We start from the raw sequence: 25171 nt of genomic DNA, 5'->3' as shown, positions 1-25171 counted from the left end.
GAGTAATTGGTCTATAAAATTAAATTTTGCTACTTACACAAACTTCACCTTGTCGTACAGAGGCATTAATTTCATAATTGATAGTTGTATTATCATTTGTTCCATTAGGTCTTACTGTTAGGGTTACTCCAATTAAAACAGGTGGCTTTTCATACTTGAAATTAAGATTAGTTGTACGTGTTACATTGGCTTTCAAAGGCGGAGGGAGTTTGCTGCCGGCAGCACTGGCAGCACTGGGGCAATCATTTGCAGTATGATTATCATAATCAAAATGATAATTTACAGCAGTGACATTTCTTACTACCAGTTGTGGGGCGCTAAATGTTTTATTAGAATAATTTATTCGATAAAATCCCGGATCTGGATCCAAATTTGTAGTTCCAACTATATAAACCGCACCACTTATGTCTTCATCATCTATATTAGTTTGACATTTCGAAGACAAAATACTATTGACTAATTTATCACTTACATAAGTTAACACTAAAGGCTTACTGCCTGTTACTGGTTTTACAGCAATACTAGAAGATGCGGTTGGTAAATCAGTTGATAAAAACTGTTTATTTTTCACACTAAATGCATTTTCGAATATAGAGTTTAATTGGGATGTCGATGGGGGATTCATACAACTAAAATCAGCCAACTGCCGCATATCGCTACGAATTACATTTGCTGCATTACGCACATCTTGTTCATAACTAATACGTGTTTTAACCTGTTCTTTTAATTTATACGTTGTTAAAAATGTAGAGCTGGCAGCCAATAAAACAATTATGCTGATTGCAGATGCCACCATCAGTTCGACCAGACTGAATCCTTGCTGCCGGCGTGGAATTTGTTTTAAATTAGTGATTTTAACTATTTTCATTATTGGATCAATCTTTGTATTTTTGTCTGTTGTGTTCATGACTGACCTGCAGTCAGGGAATACGAAAATAGATTTTTATCCTTTAAATTGTTATCATCATTGTTATCATCATCCTTATTAAGAATCTGCCCCCACCAGGTTACAGTAATCTGACCATCTGTAATTACACAGCTGTTTACCTTAGCATTTGTTAAATTAATATTGAGGAGAGTTGAACAATTTTTATTATTAAAATCTGAAAAATCCTTTTTCAAAGTAAATATCTTATTTTTTGCTGCATCTTCTGTTACTTCTAAAGAAATTTTTGGTTGAGAATTCATCAGTTCAATGTAATTTTGTACTGCTCTGGTTACCTCTCCTTGATTCGCTGCATTTACAGATGTATGAACTGCAGTGATCTGAGCCAGCATTAATGCAAGTACACCAAATGACAAGACAAACATGGCCACAATAGCTTCAATGATTGTAGATCCATTCTGACGCTGAAATCTATTTGATGAATATAATATCCTGACTGAAATATACCGGTACATATACTTATCCATATAATTCCTTGATATACTCTATTTTAGGCTTGCAATACAAAGTGTAGAAGCAGAAACAGAACCATTTTTAGAATTACCATAACATGATACAGGTCTGCCGCTAGGTGATATAACAATGCGACGTTTAATATCTTTGTAATCGGCATCAAATATTTCTATAGCTACATTGGAAGTCCCTATTGTCCATTTAGTAGAATCAGCACCATAACCTAGACCGAATTGTCCATTTGGCATAAATGCCAGCATATCTGAATCTGTAATTGTATCGGTACAATTATTTGTATTATTTTTACATACTCCCCAGTTAAGTTTTACTTTGATTTTATCCGTGTTCTGATTTATCGCAACAGTTCGCACAGATGTATCAGTGCTTGTTGTAAATGTTCCATCTAAATCGTTATCATTAAATGCAAGAAAGCCATCCCATCCCTTCCCTTCGGCATATTTCTGAAATTCACTACATCCATTAGATGTACCTGTACCATTTCTGATTACAGTAGGACAAATTAATACAGGTTTGTTAGTACGAATAGCTTCAGCTCTTGCAAACTGAAACATTGCAAGCATCTGATCTGCTCGGTTATTTGTCCTGTGTGATGCAACCAATCTGTTCATAGCCGGTAATGCTATTGCAGCCAGTATGGCAGTAATAGCAATAACAATTAACAATTCAATTAAAGTAAAACCAGCATTTGTTGGTTTAGATGAAGCCATTTTCTAACCTTAATTCTAATAAGCCGGACACAAGTTAATATACACTTATTTTAAATTAATTTTACATCAAAACATATGATTTAGACTACTAATATAATAAATAAGTGATTTTTATTCATCAAAATAACCATCAGGCATGGCCGCATTATCAAATTTAGTAAACTGCCCCTGAAAGGTAAGATGAACTTTTCCGGTTGGACCATTACGGTGTTTACCAATAATACATTCTGCCAATCCTTTAAACTGACTGTCTGGATGATAGTATTCATCACGATACATAAACATAATAAGATCAGCATCCTGTTCGATAGCTCCAGATTCACGTAAATCTGACATCATAGGTCGTTTATCGGTACGTTGCTCCACCGTACGGGATAGTTGTGACAAAGCAATTATAGGAACCTGAAGTTCTTTAGCCAATGATTTTAAAGATCGTGAAATCTCACCCAGCTCAGAAGCACGGTTGTCTGAGCGGCCTGAACCAGACATTAATTGCAGATAATCCAGTACAATTAATCCCAGTTTACCGCCTTGCTGACGTGCCAGTCTGCGAGCGCGGGCACGCACTTCCAGCGCTGTTAATCCGGGGGTTTCATCAATAAACATTGGGGCATCTGTGAGCTTAACTACTGCATCATTGAGTTTACCCCAATGCTCATCCTGCAATTGTCCGGTTTTCAGAACACTCTGATCGACACGGCCTACTGAACCAAGCATTCGCAATACCAGTTGAGCACCACCCATTTCCATTGAAAAAACAGCTACCGGTAATTTTTCTGCAATAGCGACATGCTCTGCAATATTTAGTGAAAAAGCCGTTTTACCCATAGACGGACGACCTGCAACAATAATCAGATCTCCCGGTTGCAGACCTGATGTCTTTTTATCGAGATCAATAAAACCGGTTGAAACACCAGTTACATCGTTTTTGTTATCACGCGAATACAAGTAGTCAATTCGTGCCACAACTTCTTTTAGCAGCACCGGCATTGTCAGGAAACCCTGTTTTGATCGTGCAGTTGATTCAGCAATCTGAAAAACGCTGTTTTCGGCTTCATCCAGCATTTGTGCTGCATCTTTTCCCTGAGGACTATAAGCCGAACGGGCAATTTGTGTTCCTACTTGAGCCAGCTGGCGCATTATGGAACGTTCACGAACAATTTCTCCATAACGCCGGATATTTGCTGCTGAAGGGGTATTTTGTGCCAGCGTTATTAAATATTCCAGACCACCGGCCGGTTCAAGCTCTTCTCTTTTTTGCAGCTCTTCCTGTACTGTTATCACATCCGCCGGACGTGAGAGCTCTACTAATGCTTTAATTGCTCTGAATATAAGGCGATGCTCATGACGATAGAAGTCGTCTTCATCAATTAAATCTGCAATTCTGTCCCATGCACTGTTTTCGAGCATCAGCCCGCCTAAAACCGACTGTTCTGCTTCCATCGAATGCGGCGGCATAGCTAACTGATTTGTTTCATCTGCACTGATATCGTTTTCTTCCATGTCTTCTGACTTTTTTAACAACTTTTTTAATTTTACCATTAAGTGACTGCTTATTTGCGGGTAATAAGAGCTGTGTATTACAATATTAACGAACCATATAATGGTTTAAAGTGAGTTAAATGTTCTATATATTTGCAAATATATCTTATATAACTCTACATTGAGCTCACTGCAAAATACGCAATACTCACTCTATCAGAAGGAATCTCAACCATGGAACATAAATTACCAGTACTACCATACTCCCTTGATGCGCTGGCACCACATATTTCAAAAGAAACATTGGAATATCATTATGGCAAACATCATCAGACCTATATCACCAATATGAATAACCAAATTAAGGGAACAGAGTTTGAGAATATGCCTTTGGAAGAAATTGTCAGAAAATCTTCGGGCGGGTTATTTAATAATGCAGCTCAAACCTGGAATCATACATTTTACTGGTTTGGCTTTACACCTAAAGGTGCGGCATTAACTGAAAATGGTGCTCTGGCTAACGCTATCAATGCGAAATGGGGCAATTTTAATGCATTCAAAGAAGCGTTCGACAAAGTAGCTGCAGGTACTTTCGGTTCAGGCTGGGCCTGGCTGGTAAAAACACCGGACGGTAATCTTGATCTGGTTTCTACAAGTAATGCAGCCACACCACTGACCACTGACAACACTCCTTTGCTGACATGCGATGTCTGGGAACATGCATATTATATTGACTATCGCAACAGCCGTCCGAATTACTTAAGTAATTTCTGGGAAATCGTTAACTGGAATGAAGTAGAAAAACGCTTTGCAGCATAAGCTATAATTAACTGCACATAATTAAAACTGCCTTTTATCTAAAGGCAGTTTTTTCATAACTGTGCATCTGTTTCAGTTATTTTCTTTCGGCACATACCAGTAATTTTTAGTATTGTGTGTTTGCATATACTGTTTGAATTCTGCTGAGCTATAAGCTGATTTCACAGCCTGTGCCCAGGCTTTTGGTGCATTATCGGCTCTTACCGCTACAACTAACTCAAATGAAGGAATAATATCTTCCTGTAACAGGGCAAGATCGGGGTTAATTTTGGCTGCGTATGCCCTGCTTCCCGGTATAACTGAATAATCAAAATCTGATAAAGTACGCGGAATATTACCCGGATCCAGCTCAGTGATATTCAATTCATAAGGATTTGTCTTGATATCATTTTTAGAGATCATGCCCGGATTGGTTGAAGGCTTAAGGGTAATCCAGCCAGCTTTTGCCAGCAGACGATAGGCTCGTGCAGCATTTGCCGGATCGTTTGGTACTGCAATAGCACTTCCCTTTTTTATTGCCTGCAAGTTTGTATGGCGTTTAGAATAAATTGCTGTTGGCACAGTAGGAATATGAGTTAAAGCAATCAGATTGGCTTTTTTATTCTGATTAAATGCATCCATATAGGCAGTATGCTGATCAACATTTACGTCAATACTACCTTGTTGTAAAGCGATATCAGCCTGCATTAAATCAGAAAAATCAATTTGTTTAATTTGATATCCCTGTTTTTCCAGAATAGGTTTTACTGCATCAAGAAAAAGCTGGCTATAGGGGCCGGGTGAAGTGCCGACAATAATCTGTTTATTACTGGTTTTATCCTGATGACAGGCTCCCAGTACCAGACAGGCAGTAATTAAAATAATAATTTGCTTAAAAAACTTCATGCTATTGGCTCCGATGATAGTCAATTTCATATTTTTAATTCACATAACAGCAAGTACGTTTTATTTATGTGAATTAAAGATTAATTGGCTTATGGAAAAAATATAATATAGCTGGGTAGTCTAATCATTGCATATGAATATTAAAAGACTGACTGCTTATAACCAAAGATAAGAAATTTATATATATGCAGAAATCAAAAACGGCTTAAAATAAGCCGTTTTTAATAAATAGAAAGTTAATTTTTTTTGGCCTTAGCTGCGAGCCAATTACCCAGAGTCTGAATAATTTGAACAATTAATACCAGAACGACAACTGTAACAATCATAATTACATAATCAAATCGCTGATATCCGTAATTAACAGCTAAATCACCGATGCCTCCGCCACCAACTGTACCAGACATAGCTGTAGCATCAATTAATCCGATAAGAGCTGTGGTTAAGGCCAGCAAAATAGAGGGCATAGCTTCAGGTAAAATAAAATAGCGAATAATCTGAAAATTGGTTGCGCCCATTGATTGAGCTGCTTCGATAATACCTGCCGGTACGCTTAATAAGGAATTTTCAATTAACCGGGCAATATAAGGCGAAACAAAAATAATCAACGGTATGATCATTGCCTTGGTACCAATAGATGTATGGATAGCAAGACTGGCTATCGGTAACACACAAATCAGCAAAATGATAAAAGGTAATGAGCGAATAATATTAATAATTATATTGAGTAAATTATATAGTATCGGCTTTGGCCATACGCCTCCCTGACGGGTAAGCAATAACAGTACACCTAAGGCCGTTCCCAGTATAGATCCCAGAACAAATGAGATACTGACCATATTAAAAGTTTGCAATATTGCCGTACCAAACTGGTCAGCAGTTAATGAGGTATCTAACCACTGATTCATACACCACCTCTTTCCACTCGAACGCCTCTGTCCTGCAAAAATGCCAACGCTTTTTCTACATCTGTCTCAATACCATTCATCTGGATAAACATACTTCCCAGCACTACTCCGCCTATTTCGCGCATATTGGCAAAAAGTATGTTAATTTCCACCAGTTGTTTTAAAATAAGCTCATTAACCACTGGTTCTCTGGCTGAATTACCTAAAAATTCCAACCTGAATATATTTTCCTGTTCAACCAGACTATCTAACACTGCTTCGGGTATTTTTGCATTGATTACTGTGCTGACAAATTTTTTCGTTGTCTCTTGCTGAGGGGCGGAAAAAATATCAAGTACAGTTCCTTTCTCAATTACCTGCCCCTTTTCCATCACCGCTACTTTATTACAAATGGAGCTAATCACTTCCATTTCATGAGTAACCAGTAAAATAGTGATATTGCGTTCGCTGTTAATTTGTTTTAATAGTTTCAGAATAGATAAAGTAGTCTGAGGGTCTAATGCGGAAGTAGCCTCATCACATAATAATATTGTTGGTTCTGTAATCAGAGCACGGGCAATCCCGACACGCTGTTTTTGACCACCGGATAACTGGCTTGGATAACTTTGCTTTTTACCTGCCAGATCAACATACGACAACATAGCATCGACTCTGCGGTCTATTTCATCACGTTTTAAACCCTGTAAAACTAATGGAATTGCAATATTCTGAGCAACCGTTTTAGATTCCAGTAAATTAAAATGCTGAAAAATCATGCCGATTTTTTTCTTATGCTCACGCTGAGCCTTGGTATCCAGTTTGTTTAGATCTACACCGTCAACAGTAACTGTACCGGATGTTGGTTTTTCCAGCTGGTTAACCAGACGAATTAAACTGCTTTTACCTGCGCCACTCCACCCGATCAGCCCATAGATATCACCTGTATCAACTGTAAGGTTAATATCATTCAGGGCATGAACCTGCTGTTTATTTTTGATATAAGTTTTTTTTATATTTTCAAATATGATCATAACGATCCTTAAATACTCGCTGCGATCTGATTTCCAATGATCCAGATGTAATGCAATACAGATAGTGTACTTGATAAATCGTAAACGTGCTGACTGATTTTCTAATGACTACGGCTAAAAAATGCAAGTATACTGTAAATCTTCGTGATTAAGTTCATTATTATGTATTACTCTTTTTTGGCGTATAAAATAAAGCTATTGTTTAAAATTATGCCAGTTAACGCCATAACAATCATGTTGCTGCCAGCATTGCGCAAATGCTTCACTTTGTAACCATTGCCATTCATATTCACGCGCATTTTTAATTTCATCATTCCAGTGCTCTGAAGATACTGCCGGATGACACATTATCAACAATGAATGTTCAGCAGGCATGCTAAGCCAGTTATTCCATTTATGCTGTAAAATTTTTAAATCGGCATTAAAGTTATAGATACCTGCAAAGAAATGATTGTGCGTAATATTAGCTGCATTTAAAGCGCTGTCGAGAGCGTGACCGCCAAGAGTATGAATTAATTTTGCCTTGATATCTTTCTGAGAAGTTTTTGTGCTGCGTACTGCTATTGTATTTCCATAACGCTGCAATATTATATTTAGTAGTACAGAGCGTATCTGTGGGAACTGATGTACATGCTGATGACCATCGATAAAAACAGGTATATCACCAATTTTATCTTCAAAAGCATCCAGCTGGCGATTAATAATATCCTGCAAAATTTTTTCCGGCCATGCATGCAGGTAAGATTTAATTAGTACCTGTTTCAGGGTACCCAACCCGGCAAATCCGGTGAAATCCAGATGCAAACCAATATCAGTATGCTGCTTTTTCAATTCTGCAACTTCATCTGAAGCAATGGTACCCAGACTCATAAAGCTGCTTGCCTGTATGCGTCCCATCTCAGATAGCCGAAGCACGGCTTCATTTACAGCTGCAGATAAACCCAGATCATCTACATTAATCATTACTGGTTTCATTGTGTGCCTTTTCATTAAATGCCCAGAATTTACCCAGTATAAAAGATAAAACTGTCACTATCAGCGTAACAATAAACCATAACCACCAATAGGCCTGATTTCCAAACCAGCGTATACCTGCCATAAATAAAATCTGGTTTATCATAAAACCGGTTATAGAGCTGAATAACCAGCGCCAGAGAGCCTGAAACCATGTATGTCGCGTCAGACTGAATGTAAGGTAATAATGACCGGTAAAACTGATAACAAAAGCACAAAGAAAAGCCAGAGGATTGGCCAAAACCGGTAAAAAGTGAGCATATTGAACTAACACCACCAAACATAAAAAATGCATAGCAGCAGCTGCTCCTCCTACCAGCGTAAACCATATGCCCTGTGCAGATACAGATTTCATTATTTTTCGCGACTGTCCCACACTTTGTCTACCAGATAAAGCGGTCGCTGTTTTACTTCTTCATAAATACGACCGATATATTCGCCAATTACACCAAGACAAACGAGCTGTATCCCGGCAGAAAACATAATTCCGGCTGCCAGCGTCGGCCAGCCAGCAAGGTCTTTACCAAAAAACAACGTATCAGCAACGATATACAATCCATAGACAATCGACAGGAATGAAATAATCATTCCCATTCTGGAAATCCAGCGTAATGGACGCTGAGAAAACGAAGTAATACCTATTAAAGCCAGCTCAAACAGGCTGAAATAATTAAATTTACTCTTGCCTGCCTGCCGTTCAGAGGCCTGAAAAGGTATATATATGGTAGAAAATCCTACCCATGCATACAACCCTTTCATAAACCGTTGCCGCTCAGGTAACTTGAGTAAAGCTTCTACAACACGACGTTTCATCAGTCTGAAATCACCGGCATTAGGTGTCAGCTCATACCGGTGAGTATCCTGCATAAAATGGTAAAAGCCATTTTTCAATATCCGGGTTATTAAGCCTTCATGTTCACGTGAAGCCTGTACGGCAGCCACCACATCCACATTATTGGTCTGAATTAATTCAAGCATTTGTTCCAGTACTGAAACCGGATGCTGTCCGTCAGCATCCATCATGGTAACCAGTTCACCCTGAGATTGTGCTAATCCGGCCGTAAGTGCAGCTTCCTTACCAAAATTACGCGAAAATTGTATCAGCCTCAATGCTGTATTACTTGGTAATTGCTGTCGAAATGTTTCAAATAATGTGGTCAGATGATCTTTACTACCATCATCTACTAAAATAATTTCACAGTTCTGTTGCTGCCGGCTGGTAAAAACAAACAGTTCAGGCAAAAAGCGATTTATAGCTGCTGCATCATTATATACCGGCAAAATAATACTTAAACCAGTGCTAACTTTATCCATATCATTTACCTCTCAGCCTAAAAGCAAACTGAGATAATCCAAATGTATTTTTAATCATTTTTAATTTTATATAAATATAAAAAATCATTGTTGTTTTAAACATTTTTTCGGTATGTATGCCTGCCAGACTACCTTAAGAGGTTCTCGATCGGGTAATTTATTCCATCGAACTATCCACTCACCTTGTTTTACAACCAGCTCAGAATGATGGGCTAAAGGTTCTAACCATGGTGTCTGAGGATGTTCATCAACAGGCCATAATGCCAGCGTACCTTGCTGCTGTAAACGACTATTGCTCATCCACGGAGAGTAAGCGGAATTACCGGAAACCATGACTGATGGAGCAAATTTTGAATAGGAAGCTACCAGCAATACTACCCAGTCTGAACCAGTAACACTATCAAGCTTACAAGAAGACAACTCCTGCCATTGATCATCAGCCTGTTTGGCCAGCGCAGCCTGAGGCCAGTCCATCCGAGAAGGTTTATGACGGATTCTGGCTCCGAATCCTACATAAACAGCCATCAATATGGTAACAATAAGCGCCCAGACTGCTATACCTTTCAGCAAAGATTTATCTTTAGATATAAATACCGGTTCGGGAATCAGAGACACGATTATGAGTCCGGATAGGCCCCACATAGGCATACCCCACATATCACGTAATCCTAGTCTAAAAATCAGTCCGGCAAATACAAGTATCAGCGTAGGAACTAATCCCATCCATAAAAGAAAATACCAGTCACGCTGACGCAATACCTGAACAGACGGGCGTAAACTCAATCGTGTACGGGTAAACAGCAAAATAAATAAAATAGGTAAATGATTAAGTAGCTGAGTGCCGAAATAGCCAAGAGCCGCCAGATGCCCGTTACGGTTTGCATCTTCAGCTGAGCGTGCTGAAGCATAAGTCAGAGGTAGCCAGTTATGCTCTATCAGCCAGTATATATTCGGAGCAAACACAATCATAGCAAGCAGTATTGCCAGCCACGGCTTTGGTGTCAGCCATAACCGTCGGTTCGTTGTACACAATGAATATAACACCATAGTTAATAGCAGTAAGGCAACGGTATATTTTACCAGCATGCCAATACCAGCCAGCAAACCAAACAATAACCAGTGCTTCCAGCTATTTTCTCGAATAGCCAGATAAAAGATATAGATTAAACCCAGCCATACGGGCATTTGCGCTATATTGTGATTGAATTCAAGAGAAGGCCACGTGTAATAAAATATTGCCAGCAAAAATAATGCACCGATAAAAGCCCGGTTTTTGCTCATCAATTGCCGGCCGAACAAATAAGCCAGCCATAAACTCAATGCTATCGTACATTGACTTAAAATATACGGACCAATATGACCAAAAGTATAGTAAAAAGAATAGAGTACCCAGCTTGAAAATGGCGGATGCTTATAATATCCCCATTGCCATTCTCGTCCCCAGTAAATACCCTCAGGAACATCTAAGGGATAACTTGAGGAAAGCATAAAAGGTAATACCGTCCACAAGATAAAATAAAGTATTAACCAAAAGGGTAGTCTGAGCGACAACGGTTTGCTTGGCATAAAAAGATTTCAATTTTCAAATTAAGTTATTATAAAGGGTGCGGTTACGGTTAGACACTACTGTATAGCAATATTATCAAGAAACTTATCTGTTGATTTTAAAAAATCATTCACTCAAAGCATTCAGGCGCAATGAAAAATTGCGCCTAAATAATGCAAAATCAGCTCAACTAAAGCTAGCTTAAGCTACTCGGAATGTAGCTTTGATTTTATCCGGCCAAATTAATTCCAGTTCATCACCGGATTGAATCGCAGCAACTCCGGCAGGTGTACCGGTGTAAATAATATCACCTGCCTGTAAACCATAAACCCTGGACAGATAACTGATAATTTGCCGGCACGTAAACATCATATCTTTTGTATAACCCTGCTGGCGTATCTCTCCATTTACCTTTAAGAAAAATTCCTGTTGCTGGATATCATCAATTTCAGATGGCAGAATAAAGTGCGATAAACAGGCTGCTGTAAGAAACCCTTTGGCTTTTTCCCATGGCAAACCTTTACTCTTTAACTCTGCCTGTACATCTCGCGCAGTTAAATCCAGACCAATAGCATAGCCACCGACATAATCTAACGCCTCATTTTCCTGAACATCGAAAGCATCTTTTGCCATATAGATAACCAACTCACATTCATGATGTACATCAGAGCTATAGGTTGGTAATTGAATATCATCAGACTCCAGAGCCAGAGAAGAAGTTGGCTTCATAAATACCACGGGTTCTTCAGGTTTTACATTATGTAATTCTTTAATATGCTCTGTGTAATTTCTTCCAATACAAAAAATATTACCTAAAGCAACTTTTTGTTCTTTGATATAAACGGTTTTCATCTTGTGTCACCAAAAATTAAATCCAGATTTGAAATTAATTACTGTCTGGAAATAGCAATTTATCCGGCCAAAATCAGTTTATCAAAATTGAAAATTCAGCCGGTATAGTCTGTGAGAACCAGAGATAATATATTTATTAAAATTAAAAAGCAGTAATTTCACTTAATTTTATTAATTGCATTGGTTCACGCAAATATGGTTCTACTGTTTTAATCAGGTTTTGAAAATGTACTGTATTACCATGCTCATTAATTGCTGCATCATCAGCCCAGCATTCAATAAATATAATTCGATCAGCCTTATCTAAATCTTTATTAACGGTGTAAAACACATTTCCTTTTTCTTTACGTGACAATTCCACACATTGCTCAACGGCAGCAGTAATATTTATCCAGGCATTTGCTTTCAGATCCATGATTGCAATTAGTTTAATTGGCTGTGACATATTTTATCTCCTTAATTTTTCTTGACGGTACGAAAGCACCTACAAAAGTAAAGCCTATTCTTTTAATTAGCTAAAGGCAAATATAAAATTAATCACGTCGTGTAGCATCTACACCTTCCTGTACCGAATTTACCCCGATAATAGTCAGCCTCGGAAAATCTGCCGTTCGTTTGGGACAATTAGCTGCAGGTACTATGGCATGAGTAAATCCAAGTTTTTCTGCCTCTCGCAAACGTTCCTGTCCACGAGGAACTGGACGAATTTCACCTGATAACCCGACTTCTCCGAATACAATCAGCTTTTCCGGTAATGGTCGATTACGATAGCTTGAAAGCATGGCCAGAATCACTGCCAGATCTGCTGCCGGTTCAGTAATTTTCACACCACCTACAGCATTAAGAAACACGTCCTGATCATAACAAGCGATACCTGCATGACGGTTCAGCACAGCCAGCAACATGGCCAGACGCTCCTGAGCCAGCCCTACAGTTAGTCGTTTTGGAGCAAAACCATGAGCATCATCAACAAGTGCCTGAATTTCTACCAGTAAGGGGCGTGAACCTTCCTGAGTAACGAGAACGCATGAGCCGGGAACATCATCGCGATAACTGGATAAAAACAATGCTGAAGGATTGGAAACCCCCTTCAGCCCTTTTTCTGTCATTGCAAAAACACCTAACTCATTAGCGGCACCAAAACGGTTTTTAATAGCACGAATCATACGATAATTTGAATGAGTTTCCCCTTCAAAATACAATACCGTATCCACCATATGCTCCAGCACCCGGGGACCGGCAATCGCGCCATCTTTGGTTACATGACCAACCAGCAACATGCTGATACCCTGTTGTTTTGCCAGGCGGGTTAATTGTGCTGCACATTCCCTAACCTGTGATACAGAACCGGGTGCTGAAGTAATACCATCAGAATACATGGTCTGAATAGAATCGATTACTACCACTCTGGGTTTTTGGCGTGCAATAACTGCACTGATTGCCTCTACACGTATTTCTGCCAGTAAATGAACTTTGTCTGCATGTACACCAAGACGCTGTGCACGTAAAGCAACCTGCTGAGCTGACTCTTCTCCGGAAACATACAATACGGATTCCTGTTCGGCCATCAAGGCTATTGTTTGTAGCAATAATGTAGATTTACCAATACCCGGATCTCCGCCTAGCAAAATAACAGCTCCGTCTACTAAACCACCTCCAAGTACTCTGTCCAGCTCACCCATTCCTGTTGGCGTTCTCTGTATTTCAACCGCACTGACTTCTGCCAGTAACTGTACCGCCGATTCACTTGATGCCCATGATTGAAAACGGCTGCCAGAAGAAGGTGCAGATAAAACTGTTGTTTCTTCCAGAGTATTCCATTCGCCACAATGAGGACAACGCCCCTGCCATTTAGGTGAGCTTCCACCACAACTGCGACATTGAAACTGAGTTTTCTGCTTTACCATGAAACCTTTCCGGCAAGACTTGCATTAAATTCAAATATAGTATCCAGTAACTATTAGCAAATAAAGATTCAATAAAATTAACCAATTGTATTCAGTTCTCAATTTTATCTAAATCTTCACTTAAGTTAGAACACAAGAACCAAGCCATAAATTTTACCCTTTAACAGCGTATAATTTAGTTAAATTTTTGAAGCTAAAACCATTAAATAAAAATAGTAATATCTATAATTATAAACAATTGAAGCATTATAATGGTTTTAATCATAATGATTAGCAGATTAAAAAATATGGCAATTTACTGATTCAAATTCAAAAGAGTCTACACTGATAACTGAACGATAAAATCAAATGTTTTGGCAAATAGTAATTGCTTCCAAAAACAAATTATAATAATTACTTTGTCTGGCAATTATTATATACTCTGTCAATTCGTGCAGGTTAAATCCAGTTTTACCTTGATACTCTCTTGCATGGTCAATTATTACATTACACTATTTAATCTTTAACATACATCGAAAAAAATGGAATGAATTTTAGTCTTCGGCTAATTCTTGGCTGAATATTTTAATGTTTTAAGTCAATCCATTTTTATTTCAATTTTTAAACACAGGGTTTTTCAAAACTATGTCCTTGCCAATGATTGTCACATTCGCTGTGTACATTTTAGGAATGATTGCAATTGGTTTTTTTGCCTATCGGTCAACACAGAATTTTGGTGATTACATTCTGGGCGGGCGTCGTATTGGCAGCGTAGTAACTGCACTTTCGGCCGGAGCTTCTGACATGAGCGGCTGGCTACTGATGGGATTACCGGGTGCAGTATTTTTATTTGGTATCTCACAAAGCTGGATAGCCATTGGCTTAATACTTGGTGCTTACCTGAACTGGTTATTGATTGCCGGACGTCTGCGTGTTTTTACAGAAATCAACCATAATGCGTTAACTTTACCCGATTATTTTACGCACCGATTTGAAGATAACAGCTCCTTACTGCGTATTATTTCAGCAGTAATTATTCTGATTTTTTTTACAATTTATTGTGCATCAGGGATTGTTGCCGGGGCTAAATTATTTGAAAGTACTTTTGGCATGAGCTATGGCTGGGCAATGCTGGCAGGAGCTGGTGCAACTATACTTTATACGCTTATAGGCGGTTTTCTAGCGGTTAGCTGGACAGATACCATTCAGGCAAGTCTGATGATGTTCGCTCTGATTTTAACCCCCATAATGGTAATCATTAATGCCGGTGGTTTTTCTGATGCACTCATTCATATTGAAAACCTGAATCCGGACTATACCAACCTTTTTGCCCATATGGATTTTATCGCCATAATCTCATTGCTAGGCTGGGGGTTGGGCTATTTCGGGCAACCGCATATTTTAGCCAGATTTATGGCTGCTGATTCGCATGAAGTAATGAAAAACGCACGCCGTATCAGCATGACATGGATGATTTTGTGTCTGGCCGGTGCCATTACCGTCGGTTTTTTCGGAATAGCATATTTTGCTAACCATCCAGAATTAAGCTATCTGGTAAGCAATGGAAAACATGAACGGATTTTTATCGAGTTATCCAAATTACTCTTCAATCAATGGATCGCCGGTATTATTCTCGCTGCAATTCTGGCTGCTGTGATGAGTACTTTAAGTTGTCAGCTTTTGGTCTGCTCAAGCGCTTTGACAGAAGATTTCTATCGTGCATTTTTCCGTCCAAAAGCAAAACAGAAAGAATTAGTCTGGATTGGACGAATAATGGTGTTTATAGTATCTGTGATTGCCATTTTGCTGGCAATTAATCCGAATAACAGCGTTCTGGATTTGGTGAGCCATGCGTGGGCTGGTTTTGGGGCAGCATTTGGTCCGATTATTATTTTTTCCGTATTCTGGTCACGTATGACACGTAACGGCGCATTAGCCGGTATGATTACCGGTGCCGTCACAGTATTGCTATGGATCAATTTTAACTGGTTTAATCTGTATTCACTCATCCCCGGATTCATACTTGCATCAATTGCAATTATTATTTTTAGTTTATGTGATAAAAAACCAAGTGAGATAGTACAGGTTCATTTTAAAGATGCTTATAAGCGCTACCATACTAAAACAAAATGAACTTTAATTAACCTGGCGGATTAAACTGTTTTTAAGTTACTCAGTAATCCGAATATGCTCTCAAACCAATTTATTTTATTACATAGCTATATTATGATTATGTCCTTTAATTCACATAATCGTAATAATGAGCATCAAGCATTGGCCGCAAAACGATCGCCCTCGGGAAAAACTTCTTAATCTGGGCGCCTCAGCGCTAAGTGATGCCGAGCTGCTCGCAATCCTGCTGCGTACAGGTACTCGGGGCATAAGTGCGGTAGATCTGGCACGAGAGCTTATTTCTCAACTAGGCAGTCTGCGCGCATTGCTTGAAGCAGATTGTCAGCAAATTTGTCAGTATCACGGTATGGGCATTGCCAGTTATACCCAGTTTGCAGTAATTAGAGAAATAAGCAGACGCATGCTGGCAGAAAAAATTTATTGCCGCCCTATTTTTACTCAGCCGGCCGCAGTGGCTGATTTCCTGCGTTTACATATAGGCCATGAAAAAGTGGAAGTTTGTGTAGCTTTACTTCTGAACCAGCGTAACGAGCTTATGCAAACCATTGAACTGGCTCGCGGTACCATCAATGAAGCACGGGTTTACACTCGCGAAGTTGCTACAGCAGCTTTAAAACACCACGCAGTCTCAATTATTCTGGCACATAATCATCCAGGACAATCTACTATGCCGTCTAATGGCGATATTCAATTTACCAGAGAAATAAAAGCCGCTTTAAATCTGCTGGATATTCGTTTATTGGATCATTTTATTGTTACTGCTGAAAAAATAACATCAATGGCTGAATTAAATCTAATGTAGTAAAAATTATTAATTAAACGTTCTATCTTAATAGCATAATAGTGCAAAGCTGGATAAATTTATCATTGCCGATTACAATAACTGGTTTAATAGCGTTATTTACCTTAATCATACGGAGTACCCCCATGATTGATTTTGCTTATGCTGCCAACACTGCCGGTTCACAGAGTGGCCTTATGCAATTCGTCCCACTTTTATTAATTCTTGTTGTCTTTTATTTTCTGATTATCCGCCCGCAGCAAAGCAAACATAAAAAACACCAGCAAATGCTAACCGAACTGAAAAAAGGCGATAAAGTTGTTACTCTGGCTGGAATAGTTGGCAAAATCACTAAAGTAAATGAACAATACTTCACTTTAGAAATTGCTCCTAAAGTAGAAGTTGAATTTGAACGCAATGCCATCAGTGGTAAGGCGCCAGAATAAAATCAGTAATCCTGCCGCAACTTTTCAGTTGCGGCCTTTGTTTGTTTTCTTTCATTTATTAACTGAAGAACAACAGTCTGCAACAAGGCAGCAAATATGAATCGTTATCCTATATGGAAATATCTGCTTATTATCGTCTCAATAGTATTGGGTCTGTTATACACCATTCCCAATTTTTTTGGCGAAATACCGGCAGTACAAATCTCTACCAACCGGCAGGCCATTACTATCAATGAACAAACTGAAAATACAGTTAAACAGGCTCTGGCAGCTGCACACATACAGCATCAGGGTATGTTCATTACTGATGGCAGCCTGAAGGTACGTTTCAGTGATACTGAAACTCAGCTTAAAGCACGTGATGCGATTGCTTCTAAATTCGGTGAAGGCTATATCGTAGCCCTGAATCTATTGGCCAATACTCCGGAATGGATGGAAAAAATTCATGCCAAACCGATGTTTCTAGGTCTTGATTTGCGTGGTGGTGTGCATTTCACCATGCAGGTGGATATGGATTCAGCCGTTGACAAAACACTTGACAGTTATGCCGGTGATATCCGCCGCCAGCTGCGTAAATTACAAATCCGTAGTGGCAATATTGTTAAAAACGGACAGACACTGGTTGTTCCTTTCCAGTCTGCAAACGATGCTTCCACTGCAATATCCGGATTAAAAAAATATCTTAATGATGCAACACTAACTCAGAATGGTGACCGTCTGGTAGTTAGCCTGAGTAACACTGCGCTGACCAGAATTCGTACAGATGCAGTGACCCAGAACATTAATACCCTGCACAACCGTGTTAATGAGCTGGGTGTTGCTGAACCGGTTATACAGCAGGCCGGACCGAACAGGATTGTCGTACAACTGCCGGGCGTTCAGGATACTGCTAAAGCTAAAGATATCATTGGCCGTACTGCAACTTTACAGGTACGAATGGTAAGTGATGATCCCAATCTGTATCAGCAGGCGCTGCAAGGACACAATCCAGATGGATTTGAACTACTGCCATCTGCCGGTAACGGAGCACCTACACTGGTCAGCAAACAGGTTGAACTGACTGGGGACAATATTAATGATGCTCAGGCCAGCTTTAACGACCGGGGATTGCCGGGTGTAAGCGTAAATTTTGACAGTACAGGTGCCAGCATTTTTGCTGACCTCACCCGCAATAATGTTGGTAAACGTATGGCGATGGTACTTATCGATCAGGGTAAGGCAGAAGTGATTACCGCACCGGTAATCAATGAACCTATTCCCGGCGGTAAAACCATTATTTCAGGAAGTATGAGTATTGCTGAAGCCAATGATACCGCATTGCTATTGCGTGCCGGCTCACTGGCTGCACCAATGAAAATTATCGAAGAACGAACCATTGGCCCGTCTCTGGGTAAAGAAAATATTAGCAAAGGCTTTCATTCCACCTTATGGGGATTTGTAGTAGTAGCCATATTCATGATGCTTTATTACCGGATGTTCGGACTGTTTTCAGTAATTGCCCTGTCATGCAATCTGTTGTTCCTGATCGCTATTTTATCTGCCATGCAGGCTACTCTGACACTGCCGGGTATAGCGGCAATTGCTCTTACACTAGGTATGGCGATTGACTCGAATGTATTGATTAATGAACGTATCCGCGAAGAATTACGTCATGGTAATACACCACAAATATCAATTAATGCAGGTTACGATCACGCCTGGCATACTATTGTAGACTCTAATATCACTTCACTGATTGCCGGTCTGGCGTTACTGATTTTCGGTTCAGGCCCTATTCGCGGATTTGCTGTCGTACATTGTCTGGGTATTATTACATCTATGTATTCGTCAGTAGTGGTTTCTCGTGCCTTTGTTAATTTGTGGTATGGTCGCAAACGCAAACTGAAAACACTTTCTATCGGCCACATCTGGATTGCAGATAAAGCTGCCACTGGTAAAAGTAAGGCTTAATAAATTATGGAATTCTTCAAAATAAAACGTGATATCCCGTTTATGAGCTATGGTAAGCTGACAACGGCGATTTCATTAATTACTTTTATTCTGGCTGTATTTTTTCTTGTTACTCGCGGGCTGAACTTTTCTGTAGAATTTACCGGCGGTACTGTAATGGAAGTGGAATTCAAACAGAGTGCGGATTTAAATAAAATCCGTACAGAACTGGATGGATTAAAACTTGGAGAAATACAAGTACAGGCATTGGGCACAAATAAACAAATCATGATTCGTCTGCCCAATAAAGCCAATATGACTTCAGCACAATTGTCCAATCAAGTTATGGACCTGCTTAAACAACATCAGGAAGGTGTAAGTTTACGTCAGGTTGAATTCATCGGGCCGCAAGTGGGCGAAGAACTGGTTACTCACGGCTTACTGGCTTTAGGCATGGTTGTGATTGGCATCATTATTTACTTATCCATGCGTTTCGAATGGCGCTTTGCTGTTTCTGCTATTATTGCCAATATGCATGACGTAGTAATTATTCTGGGTTGCTTTGCCCTCTTTCACTGGGAATTTTCTCTTACCGTACTTGCAGGCGTACTTGCCGTGCTTGGCTACTCAGTTAATGAGTCAGTAGTTGTCTTTGACCGTATCCGTGAAAATTTCCGTAAACCACATATGCGTGGTAAAAGCGTTCCGGCAATCATAGATAATGCCATTACCGCAACCATGAGCCGTACCATTATTACTCACGGATCTACTGAAGCAATGGTCATTTCTATGCTGGTATTTGGCGGAGCTGCTTTGCATGGTTTCGCAATGGCATTAACAATTGGTATTGTGTTTGGTATTTACTCATCAGTATTAGTAGCGAGTCCGTTATTACTGATGTTTGGACTGAACCGGCAAAATCTGGTTAAGCCGCCAAAACGGAAAGAGGAAGCTGTAGTTTAAGATTAAATTACTATTGTTTTCCTCTAATTAATTAAAAAACTCCAGAATAATATTTTATTTCTGGAGTTTTTTATGATTTTAAAATTTACCTACAAAATTAGGTTTATCTATACGGCAATCAAAAATGGAATTTGAAAAGCTAACAAACTGATGTTCCTAAGCCGAACAATATCTGATTGCTAACGTAGTGCCCGTTCGTCTTTCCAACCTTTATCCGTTAAAACCAATACAGCCGCACGACGTTGAGGTTCCTGCATAGACTTCCACCAGTTTTCATCGGTAGTTTTCAATAATTTTTCAGCCCATTTCTCAGGTACCAGTTTTGCATCATAAACTACCTTGGAAATAGTCATTCCATTTGCAGGGGTAGGTTCAGTAAAGAGCACAATTTTATCTACTTTTTGTGTTCCTAGGCACAGCATACTTCCCTGAGCTGTATTTTGCACATTGTCCTCACCTTTACTTGTACGGTAATACACTGCCTGCGGTATATCTTTTCCGCCATTAACAACCAGAGTTGCATCCTTACCTTTTTCATACAAGTCTGCATCAGTTAAAATATCCATTTGCTTTAAAGCAGTTTTATTAACTTTATCGCCATCACTATTTTTTCTGGCAATACGTATTTCTTTATTACCAAGTGCAACCGTATTATTCATACCTCCCTGAGCATTATCCAGCATCAGATTAACCACCAGACAAACCTTATCATTTTTAGCAAAGTCATCTATCGCCTCAGTAAAATTGTGATTACTCGCCTCTTGCTTACCTCCGCATGCAGCCAGTAACAGGCTAACGGCTAATACACTGATTTTTTTCATCCCGGTATTCCTTATAAAATAAAATCTATACTGATTAAAGCATACTGCCAATATGCCGGATTAGCAACGCAAGCAGTTTACCTTCACTGGTCAGAAACAATTTAAAACGCTCAATCGACATAAAACCAACACTTTAAGCAAATATAAGCAAAACGGTATAATAACAGCTTATTTCCGCAAACAGGCTTTCATCAATGAGTATACAAATTTATGGTATCAGTCAGTGTAATACTGTCAAAAAAGCCCGCCAATGGCTGGCTGATCAACATATTAACGCTGAATTTATCGATTTTAAGAAAACACCGCCAACAATCACTGATATTCAGTTCTGGCTTACACAAGTACCTAAAGAAACATTAATTAACCGTAAAGGTACAACATGGCAGAAATTAAGTAACAATGAACAGACAATTGCTTTAAGTAATGATGATGAAGCCATTCGCCTAATGATAAACCACCCCTCAGTGATTAAAAGACCAGTTCTGGTAAAAAATCAATTAATATTGGTTGGTTTTGATCCGCAACGCTATACTGAATTTTTTGCCTGATACTTCCAGATACAAACCATGAACAACACAACAATATTTATTTCTGATTTACATCTTTCTGAACAGACGCCGCCTTTAAATCAGCTATTTGAACGCTGCCTGCAACAATGGCAAGGAAATATCGATGCGTTATACATATTAGGTGATTTTTTTGACGTCTGGATAGGTGACGATGATGATAGTGATTTCATTCGTCATATTAAATCTCAGTTAAAATCTTTTTCTTCTGCAACTCCAGTTTTTTTCATTCATGGTAACCGGGATTTCCTGATTGGTGAAAAATTTGCTGCAGAAACCGGAATACAACTACTTACATCACCTCAGCAAATAAACCTTTACGAGCATGAATATATTATTATGCATGGGGATGAATTATGCACTGACGATATTGCGTATCAACAATTCCGTGCCCAGTCCCGCAATCCTTTATGGCAAATGGCAGTATTAAGTAAACCTATTGAAGAGCGTCGTTTACTAGCCGGACAAATCCGCCAGATGAGTGAAACACGTAAAAACAATGAGGGTAAAAGTGAGATTTCTGATGTAACAGAACAAGCCATTAATGAACTGATGAGTAGCCATATGCAATCTACTCTGCCTACACTGATTCATGGTCATACCCATCGTCCGGCCGTACATGAATCACAGTTGAACAACCAATCTTTTAAACGTTATGTCATACAGGACTGGGCTGATAATTACGGCGGCTATCTGGCTGTAGACATAGATGGTGTACATGTACATGAGCTTAAGCTATAAATAGAAAAAATACATCTATAATATTAATGGGAATACTCCTAGAAGTTAATTATCTCATTATTAACTAGGCAGTCAGATTTCGTATCTGAATACAACGCCAGTAAAATAAAAACCGAAAAGATTAAAAATTCTTTTCGGTTTTTATTTATTATTTTTCATTCCCAAATACCCTGATTTATCTGGGTAATAGCATATCATTATTAAATCACCCACTATATACAGAGATTTTAAAATAAAAACCGTGTCTACTAAGCGTAAACACGGTTGATACTAGTTTTAAAAATAATTATTTACTTGCCGCGCATTAAATCAAAAAAGTCGGCATTATTTTTAGACTGTTTGAGCTTATCAATGATAAATTCCATTGCTTCAATATCATCCATTGGATGCAAGAATTTCCGCAGCAGCCACATTTTTTGTAAATGCTCATTAGAAACCAACAATTCTTCACGGCGAGTACCAGAACGATTGATATTAATTGCCGGAAACAGACGTTTTTCAGCCATACGCCGATCCAGATGCAATTCCATATTGCCCGTTCCCTTGAACTCCTCATAAATTACATCATCCATACGGCTACCGGTTTCTACCAGAGCAGTTGCGATAATGGTCAGTGAACCGCCTTCTTCCACATTACGGGCTGCGCCGAAGAATCGCTTTGGACGATGCAGTGCATTTGCATCGATACCGCCAGTTAAAATTTTACCGGATGCAGGAATAACTGTATTGTAAGCACGCGCCAGACGTGTAATTGAATCCAGCAGAATGATTACATCTTTTTTGTGCTCTACCAGACGCTTGGCTTTTTCAATCACCATTTCAGCCACTTGTACATGACGGGTAGCCGGCTCATCAAAAGTAGAAGATACTACCTCACCCCGAACTGAACGGGTCATTTCCGTAACTTCTTCAGGACGCTCATCAATCAGCAGAACAATCAGTTCAGCTTCAGGATAATTAGCTGTAATCGCATGTGCGATATTCTGCAGCATCACTGTTTTACCTGATTTCGGCGGAGCTACCAGCAAAGCACGCTGACCAAATCCGATAGGCGCAATCAGATCAATTGCACGTCCGGTAAGATTTTCTCCGGAACGAATATCCCGCTCTAGCACAAATTGGCGATCAGGGAATAATGGTGTCAGATTTTCAAACAGGATTTTATGTTTGCATACATCCGGATCGTCTCCGTTAATCTTATCCAGACGAACCAGCGCAAAATAGCGTTCATTGTCTTTAGGTACACGTACACTGCCTTCAATCGTGTCACCAGTATGCAGATTGAAACGCCGTATCTGACTCGGGCTGACGTAAATATCATCAGGGCCTGCCAGATAAGATGTATCCATGCTACGCAAAAAGCCAAAGCCATCAGGCAGAATTTCCAGCGTACCAGAACAGGTAAACGCTTCTCCCTGCTTCATTTTAATGCGCACAATAGCAAACACCAGATCCTGTTTGCGCAAACGATTGGCATTTTCAATACCAAACTCTTCAGCTATGCCCAGTAATTCAGACACATGTAGATTTTGTAATTCAGAAACGTGCATAAAGATATAAATGAACTTATTTATTAGAATCGAAGATAAAATGAGTCAGAAAACTCATAATAATTCCAGTTACCAGTCTTTAAGTTGCAAAATACTTGCCAAAGACAGGTAAGGTTTTTATTGAAAGTTGATTTGGTTTAATTCTGCCACAAAAGACATTAATAAAAGATTTTTCAGAAGTGACATCTTCTTATGAAGAGCAATTCTAATCTTCAAACCACATAATGTCAAGTTATTATCAACTTTCAATAACACTTGTATGAAGCATACCCTTAAAATTTAATTCTGACATCAGAAAATCCATATAGCATAAAAAGTTATAATTGTATTTTTTAGTTTGTATCAGGAATTAACCGAACCGAACAACAATTCAGGTTAATATAAATTTCTTATTGTTATATTAATCACTAATTTTTAACTATAAACTGTTATTCAGGCCGGATTATAACCGCATTATTAAAATTAGTATAATAATGTAAATAGAAAAAGAATATATCAGAAAGACAACAGTTACAGATAGATTATATATTCAAAGAACTGAATTTCCAGATATCAAACAATAGCAAACAACCAGTAAAACAGCAGATAAGAAAATGCTTTTCTGCTGATGACTGCTATAATTGTCTCTCCTTTAAATACTAAAAGAGAAATTATGAAACACTTGTCTTTAACTACTCTGGGAATCACTACTGCACTGGTTTTATCGGCCTGTAACTTTGCTGATAATGGGTATAAAAATAACAGCAGTGAGCCGGTAGCAGCTTCAACTGCACCTTCGGCTACCCGAAACCCGCAGCGTGCAGGAGAGGAGTTTCTGGCCAAAAATAAAAATGTTTCCGGTGTAAAAACCACTACATCAGGTTTGCAGTACAAAGTTAATCATGAGGGATCCGGTAAAAAACCTAAAGCCACTGATATGGTAACGGTTCAGTATGAAGGTCGGTTAATCGACGGGACTATTTTTGATAGCACAGCTCAGCGTAATAATGAACCGGTTACATTTCCGCTTAATGGCGTGATTCCCGGATGGACTGAAGGATTGCAGCTTATGTCAGAAGGTAGTGACTACACATTCTATATACCAGCCCGACTTGCTTACGGCGAACATAGCCCGACAAGTGCCATTCCTGCTAACAGTGTTCTGATATTTGATGTGAAGCTGATTAAAGTTGGAAAGTAAATCTGATTATAGGCATAATTAATGAAAAAGCACTCAGTAGACTGAGTGCTTTTAAAATCTGGCTCCCCGACCAGGGCTCGAACCTGGGACCTGCGGATTAACAGTCCGTCGCTCTACCGACTGAGCTATCAGGGAATGAGGCGAGATTATAGCGACTGTAATTTTACTGTCAAGCTTTTTAAACAACTTTATGGTTACAAGCTAATTAAATTATTAATTAC

Annotated in this window: 25 protein-coding genes and 1 tRNA gene; 9 read left to right on the top strand and 17 right to left on the bottom strand. The window is 39.1% G+C overall.

The window, feature by feature from the left end; all coding sequences use genetic code 11:
- Positions 1 to 19 precede the first annotated feature (19 nt).
- The 4 genes from SALWKB2_RS05475 to dnaB form a co-directional block, all read right to left on the bottom strand.
- Positions 20 to 907, bottom strand: a complete 888-nt coding sequence (locus SALWKB2_RS05475) for a PilW family protein (RefSeq protein WP_025330674.1) — start codon at positions 905 to 907, stop codon at positions 20 to 22.
- Positions 904 to 1413: a type IV pilus modification PilV family protein gene (locus SALWKB2_RS11655; protein WP_025330673.1), complete on the bottom strand. Its 510-nt coding sequence runs from the start codon at positions 1411 to 1413 to the stop codon at positions 904 to 906. Before SALWKB2_RS11655 ends, SALWKB2_RS05475 begins: the two co-directional genes overlap by 4 nt.
- Before the next feature lie 18 nt (positions 1414 to 1431).
- Positions 1432 to 2127: a GspH/FimT family pseudopilin gene (locus tag SALWKB2_RS12345; RefSeq protein ID WP_025330672.1), complete on the bottom strand. Its 696-nt coding sequence runs from the start codon at positions 2125 to 2127 to the stop codon at positions 1432 to 1434.
- Positions 2128 to 2238: 111 nt separating this feature from the next.
- The gene (gene dnaB, locus SALWKB2_RS05460) at positions 2239 to 3630 is read right to left on the bottom strand and encodes a replicative DNA helicase (RefSeq protein WP_037393315.1); all 1392 of its coding nucleotides are present in this window, start codon (positions 3628 to 3630) and stop codon (positions 2239 to 2241) included.
- A 213-nt stretch (positions 3631 to 3843) separates the two neighbouring features.
- On the opposite strand from dnaB, the gene SALWKB2_RS05455 reads away from it, so the two are divergent.
- Complete coding sequence (locus SALWKB2_RS05455) at positions 3844 to 4428, top strand: superoxide dismutase (protein ID WP_025330670.1); 585 nt, start codon at positions 3844 to 3846, stop codon at positions 4426 to 4428.
- A gap of 72 nt (positions 4429 to 4500) precedes the next feature.
- Here the strand turns inward: SALWKB2_RS05455 and SALWKB2_RS05450 are convergent, their stop codons facing one another.
- From SALWKB2_RS05450 to radA, 10 genes are all read right to left on the bottom strand, one after another.
- Positions 4501 to 5313, bottom strand: a complete 813-nt coding sequence (locus SALWKB2_RS05450; RefSeq protein ID WP_025330669.1) for a MetQ/NlpA family ABC transporter substrate-binding protein — start codon at positions 5311 to 5313, stop codon at positions 4501 to 4503.
- A gap of 236 nt (positions 5314 to 5549) precedes the next feature.
- Complete coding sequence (locus SALWKB2_RS05445; RefSeq protein WP_025330668.1) at positions 5550 to 6218, bottom strand: methionine ABC transporter permease; 669 nt, start codon at positions 6216 to 6218, stop codon at positions 5550 to 5552.
- The gene (locus tag SALWKB2_RS05440; protein ID WP_025330667.1) at positions 6215 to 7228 is read right to left on the bottom strand and encodes a methionine ABC transporter ATP-binding protein; all 1014 of its coding nucleotides are present in this window, start codon (positions 7226 to 7228) and stop codon (positions 6215 to 6217) included. Before SALWKB2_RS05440 ends, SALWKB2_RS05445 begins: the two co-directional genes overlap by 4 nt.
- Positions 7229 to 7423: 195 nt before the next feature.
- Complete coding sequence (locus tag SALWKB2_RS05435; protein ID WP_025330666.1) at positions 7424 to 8203, bottom strand: ChbG/HpnK family deacetylase; 780 nt, start codon at positions 8201 to 8203, stop codon at positions 7424 to 7426.
- Positions 8184 to 8597, bottom strand: a complete 414-nt coding sequence (locus SALWKB2_RS05430) for a GtrA family protein (protein WP_038648842.1) — start codon at positions 8595 to 8597, stop codon at positions 8184 to 8186. The genes SALWKB2_RS05435 and SALWKB2_RS05430 overlap by 20 nt, the downstream gene beginning before the upstream one ends.
- Positions 8597 to 9556 (bottom strand): glycosyltransferase family 2 protein, encoded by a 960-nt coding sequence (locus SALWKB2_RS05425; protein WP_025330664.1) that lies wholly within the window; start codon positions 9554 to 9556, stop codon positions 8597 to 8599. Before SALWKB2_RS05425 ends, SALWKB2_RS05430 begins: the two co-directional genes overlap by 1 nt.
- Positions 9557 to 9640: 84 nt before the next feature.
- Positions 9641 to 11044, bottom strand: coding sequence for a glycosyltransferase family 39 protein (locus tag SALWKB2_RS05420; protein WP_051506443.1), 1404 nt, complete (start codon positions 11042 to 11044; stop codon positions 9641 to 9643).
- 259 nt (positions 11045 to 11303) lie between these two features.
- Positions 11304 to 11954 carry a fumarylacetoacetate hydrolase family protein gene (locus SALWKB2_RS05415; RefSeq protein ID WP_025330662.1) on the bottom strand — a complete coding sequence of 217 codons (651 nt, stop codon included), beginning with the start codon at positions 11952 to 11954 and terminating at the stop codon, positions 11304 to 11306.
- A 142-nt stretch (positions 11955 to 12096) separates the two neighbouring features.
- Complete coding sequence (locus SALWKB2_RS05410) at positions 12097 to 12399, bottom strand: putative quinol monooxygenase (RefSeq protein ID WP_025330661.1); 303 nt, start codon at positions 12397 to 12399, stop codon at positions 12097 to 12099.
- Between the two features lie 88 nt (positions 12400 to 12487).
- On the bottom strand, positions 12488 to 13861 hold the full coding sequence (radA, locus tag SALWKB2_RS05405; protein WP_025330660.1) for a DNA repair protein RadA: 1374 nt from the start codon (positions 13859 to 13861) through the stop codon (positions 12488 to 12490).
- A gap of 624 nt (positions 13862 to 14485) precedes the next feature.
- On the opposite strand from radA, the gene putP reads away from it, so the two are divergent.
- From putP to secF, 5 genes are all read left to right on the top strand, one after another.
- On the top strand, positions 14486 to 15973 hold the full coding sequence (gene putP, locus SALWKB2_RS05400) for a sodium/proline symporter PutP (protein WP_025330659.1): 1488 nt from the start codon (positions 14486 to 14488) through the stop codon (positions 15971 to 15973).
- Between the two features lie 127 nt (positions 15974 to 16100).
- On the top strand, positions 16101 to 16775 hold the full coding sequence (gene radC / locus SALWKB2_RS05395) for a RadC family protein (RefSeq protein ID WP_025330658.1): 675 nt from the start codon (positions 16101 to 16103) through the stop codon (positions 16773 to 16775).
- A 125-nt stretch (positions 16776 to 16900) separates the two neighbouring features.
- A complete protein-coding gene (yajC, locus tag SALWKB2_RS05390) occupies positions 16901 to 17200 on the top strand; it encodes a preprotein translocase subunit YajC (RefSeq protein WP_025330657.1) in 300 nt (99 codons plus the stop codon).
- 96 nt (positions 17201 to 17296) lie between these two features.
- A complete protein-coding gene (secD, locus tag SALWKB2_RS05385) occupies positions 17297 to 19150 on the top strand; it encodes a protein translocase subunit SecD (protein ID WP_025330656.1) in 1854 nt (617 codons plus the stop codon).
- Between the two features lie 6 nt (positions 19151 to 19156).
- Complete coding sequence (gene secF, locus SALWKB2_RS05380; protein WP_025330655.1) at positions 19157 to 20092, top strand: protein translocase subunit SecF; 936 nt, start codon at positions 19157 to 19159, stop codon at positions 20090 to 20092.
- 179 nt (positions 20093 to 20271) lie between these two features.
- Here the strand turns inward: secF and SALWKB2_RS05375 are convergent, their stop codons facing one another.
- The gene (locus SALWKB2_RS05375) at positions 20272 to 20913 is read right to left on the bottom strand and encodes a hypothetical protein (protein WP_025330654.1); all 642 of its coding nucleotides are present in this window, start codon (positions 20911 to 20913) and stop codon (positions 20272 to 20274) included.
- Positions 20914 to 21107: 194 nt separating this feature from the next.
- Here SALWKB2_RS05375 and SALWKB2_RS05370 point away from each other — a divergent pair, with 194 nt between their 5' ends.
- Positions 21108 to 21461: a Spx/MgsR family RNA polymerase-binding regulatory protein gene (locus SALWKB2_RS05370; RefSeq protein ID WP_025330653.1), complete on the top strand. Its 354-nt coding sequence runs from the start codon at positions 21108 to 21110 to the stop codon at positions 21459 to 21461.
- Positions 21462 to 21479: 18 nt separating this feature from the next.
- Complete coding sequence (locus tag SALWKB2_RS05365; protein WP_025330652.1) at positions 21480 to 22220, top strand: UDP-2,3-diacylglucosamine diphosphatase; 741 nt, start codon at positions 21480 to 21482, stop codon at positions 22218 to 22220.
- A gap of 290 nt (positions 22221 to 22510) precedes the next feature.
- On the opposite strand, the gene rho is transcribed toward SALWKB2_RS05365, so the two are convergent.
- A complete protein-coding gene (rho, locus tag SALWKB2_RS05360; RefSeq protein ID WP_025330651.1) occupies positions 22511 to 23770 on the bottom strand; it encodes a transcription termination factor Rho in 1260 nt (419 codons plus the stop codon).
- Between the two features lie 607 nt (positions 23771 to 24377).
- Here rho and SALWKB2_RS05355 point away from each other — a divergent pair.
- Entirely contained in the window at positions 24378 to 24950 is a 573-nt protein-coding gene (locus SALWKB2_RS05355) for an FKBP-type peptidyl-prolyl cis-trans isomerase (RefSeq protein ID WP_025330650.1), read from the top strand.
- A 59-nt stretch (positions 24951 to 25009) separates the two neighbouring features.
- Here SALWKB2_RS05355 and SALWKB2_RS05350 read toward each other — a convergent pair.
- Positions 25010 to 25085, bottom strand: a tRNA-Asn gene (locus SALWKB2_RS05350).
- Positions 25086 to 25171: the final 86 nt, after the last annotated feature.

Source organism: Snodgrassella alvi wkB2 (genome assembly GCF_000600005.1).
Lineage (GTDB): Bacteria > Pseudomonadota > Gammaproteobacteria > Burkholderiales > Neisseriaceae > Snodgrassella > Snodgrassella alvi.
The sequence above is the reverse complement of the archived record's forward strand: the minus strand, read 5'-3'. Positions and strand labels throughout refer to the sequence as shown.

Excerpts from the sequence above, each read along its gene's own strand:
- SALWKB2_RS05475 (WP_025330674.1), bottom strand. The coding sequence starts at position 907 with ATGAACACAACAGACAAAAATACAAAGATTGATCCAATAATGAAAATA.
- SALWKB2_RS11655 (WP_025330673.1), bottom strand. The coding sequence starts at position 1,413 with ATGGATAAGTATATGTACCGGTATATTTCAGTCAGGATATTATATTCA.
- SALWKB2_RS12345 (WP_025330672.1), bottom strand. The coding sequence starts at position 2,127 with ATGGCTTCATCTAAACCAACAAATGCTGGTTTTACTTTAATTGAATTG.
- dnaB (WP_037393315.1), bottom strand. The coding sequence starts at position 3,630 with ATGGAAGAAAACGATATCAGTGCAGATGAAACAAATCAGTTAGCTATG.
- SALWKB2_RS05455 (WP_025330670.1), top strand. The coding sequence starts at position 3,844 with ATGGAACATAAATTACCAGTACTACCATACTCCCTTGATGCGCTGGCA.
- SALWKB2_RS05450 (WP_025330669.1), bottom strand. The coding sequence starts at position 5,313 with ATGAAGTTTTTTAAGCAAATTATTATTTTAATTACTGCCTGTCTGGTA.
- SALWKB2_RS05445 (WP_025330668.1), bottom strand. The coding sequence starts at position 6,218 with ATGAATCAGTGGTTAGATACCTCATTAACTGCTGACCAGTTTGGTACG.
- SALWKB2_RS05440 (WP_025330667.1), bottom strand. The coding sequence starts at position 7,228 with ATGATCATATTTGAAAATATAAAAAAAACTTATATCAAAAATAAACAG.
- SALWKB2_RS05435 (WP_025330666.1), bottom strand. The coding sequence starts at position 8,203 with ATGAAACCAGTAATGATTAATGTAGATGATCTGGGTTTATCTGCAGCT.
- SALWKB2_RS05430 (WP_038648842.1), bottom strand. The coding sequence starts at position 8,597 with ATGAAATCTGTATCTGCACAGGGCATATGGTTTACGCTGGTAGGAGGA.
- SALWKB2_RS05425 (WP_025330664.1), bottom strand. The coding sequence starts at position 9,556 with ATGGATAAAGTTAGCACTGGTTTAAGTATTATTTTGCCGGTATATAAT.
- SALWKB2_RS05420 (WP_051506443.1), bottom strand. The coding sequence starts at position 11,044 with ATGCTTTCCTCAAGTTATCCCTTAGATGTTCCTGAGGGTATTTACTGG.
- SALWKB2_RS05415 (WP_025330662.1), bottom strand. The coding sequence starts at position 11,954 with ATGAAAACCGTTTATATCAAAGAACAAAAAGTTGCTTTAGGTAATATT.
- SALWKB2_RS05410 (WP_025330661.1), bottom strand. The coding sequence starts at position 12,399 with ATGTCACAGCCAATTAAACTAATTGCAATCATGGATCTGAAAGCAAAT.
- radA (WP_025330660.1), bottom strand. The coding sequence starts at position 13,861 with ATGGTAAAGCAGAAAACTCAGTTTCAATGTCGCAGTTGTGGTGGAAGC.
- putP (WP_025330659.1), top strand. The coding sequence starts at position 14,486 with ATGTCCTTGCCAATGATTGTCACATTCGCTGTGTACATTTTAGGAATG.
- radC (WP_025330658.1), top strand. The coding sequence starts at position 16,101 with ATGAGCATCAAGCATTGGCCGCAAAACGATCGCCCTCGGGAAAAACTT.
- yajC (WP_025330657.1), top strand. The coding sequence starts at position 16,901 with ATGATTGATTTTGCTTATGCTGCCAACACTGCCGGTTCACAGAGTGGC.
- secD (WP_025330656.1), top strand. The coding sequence starts at position 17,297 with ATGAATCGTTATCCTATATGGAAATATCTGCTTATTATCGTCTCAATA.
- secF (WP_025330655.1), top strand. The coding sequence starts at position 19,157 with ATGGAATTCTTCAAAATAAAACGTGATATCCCGTTTATGAGCTATGGT.
- SALWKB2_RS05375 (WP_025330654.1), bottom strand. The coding sequence starts at position 20,913 with ATGAAAAAAATCAGTGTATTAGCCGTTAGCCTGTTACTGGCTGCATGC.
- SALWKB2_RS05370 (WP_025330653.1), top strand. The coding sequence starts at position 21,108 with ATGAGTATACAAATTTATGGTATCAGTCAGTGTAATACTGTCAAAAAA.
- SALWKB2_RS05365 (WP_025330652.1), top strand. The coding sequence starts at position 21,480 with ATGAACAACACAACAATATTTATTTCTGATTTACATCTTTCTGAACAG.
- rho (WP_025330651.1), bottom strand. The coding sequence starts at position 23,770 with ATGCACGTTTCTGAATTACAAAATCTACATGTGTCTGAATTACTGGGC.
- SALWKB2_RS05355 (WP_025330650.1), top strand. The coding sequence starts at position 24,378 with ATGACTGCTATAATTGTCTCTCCTTTAAATACTAAAAGAGAAATTATG.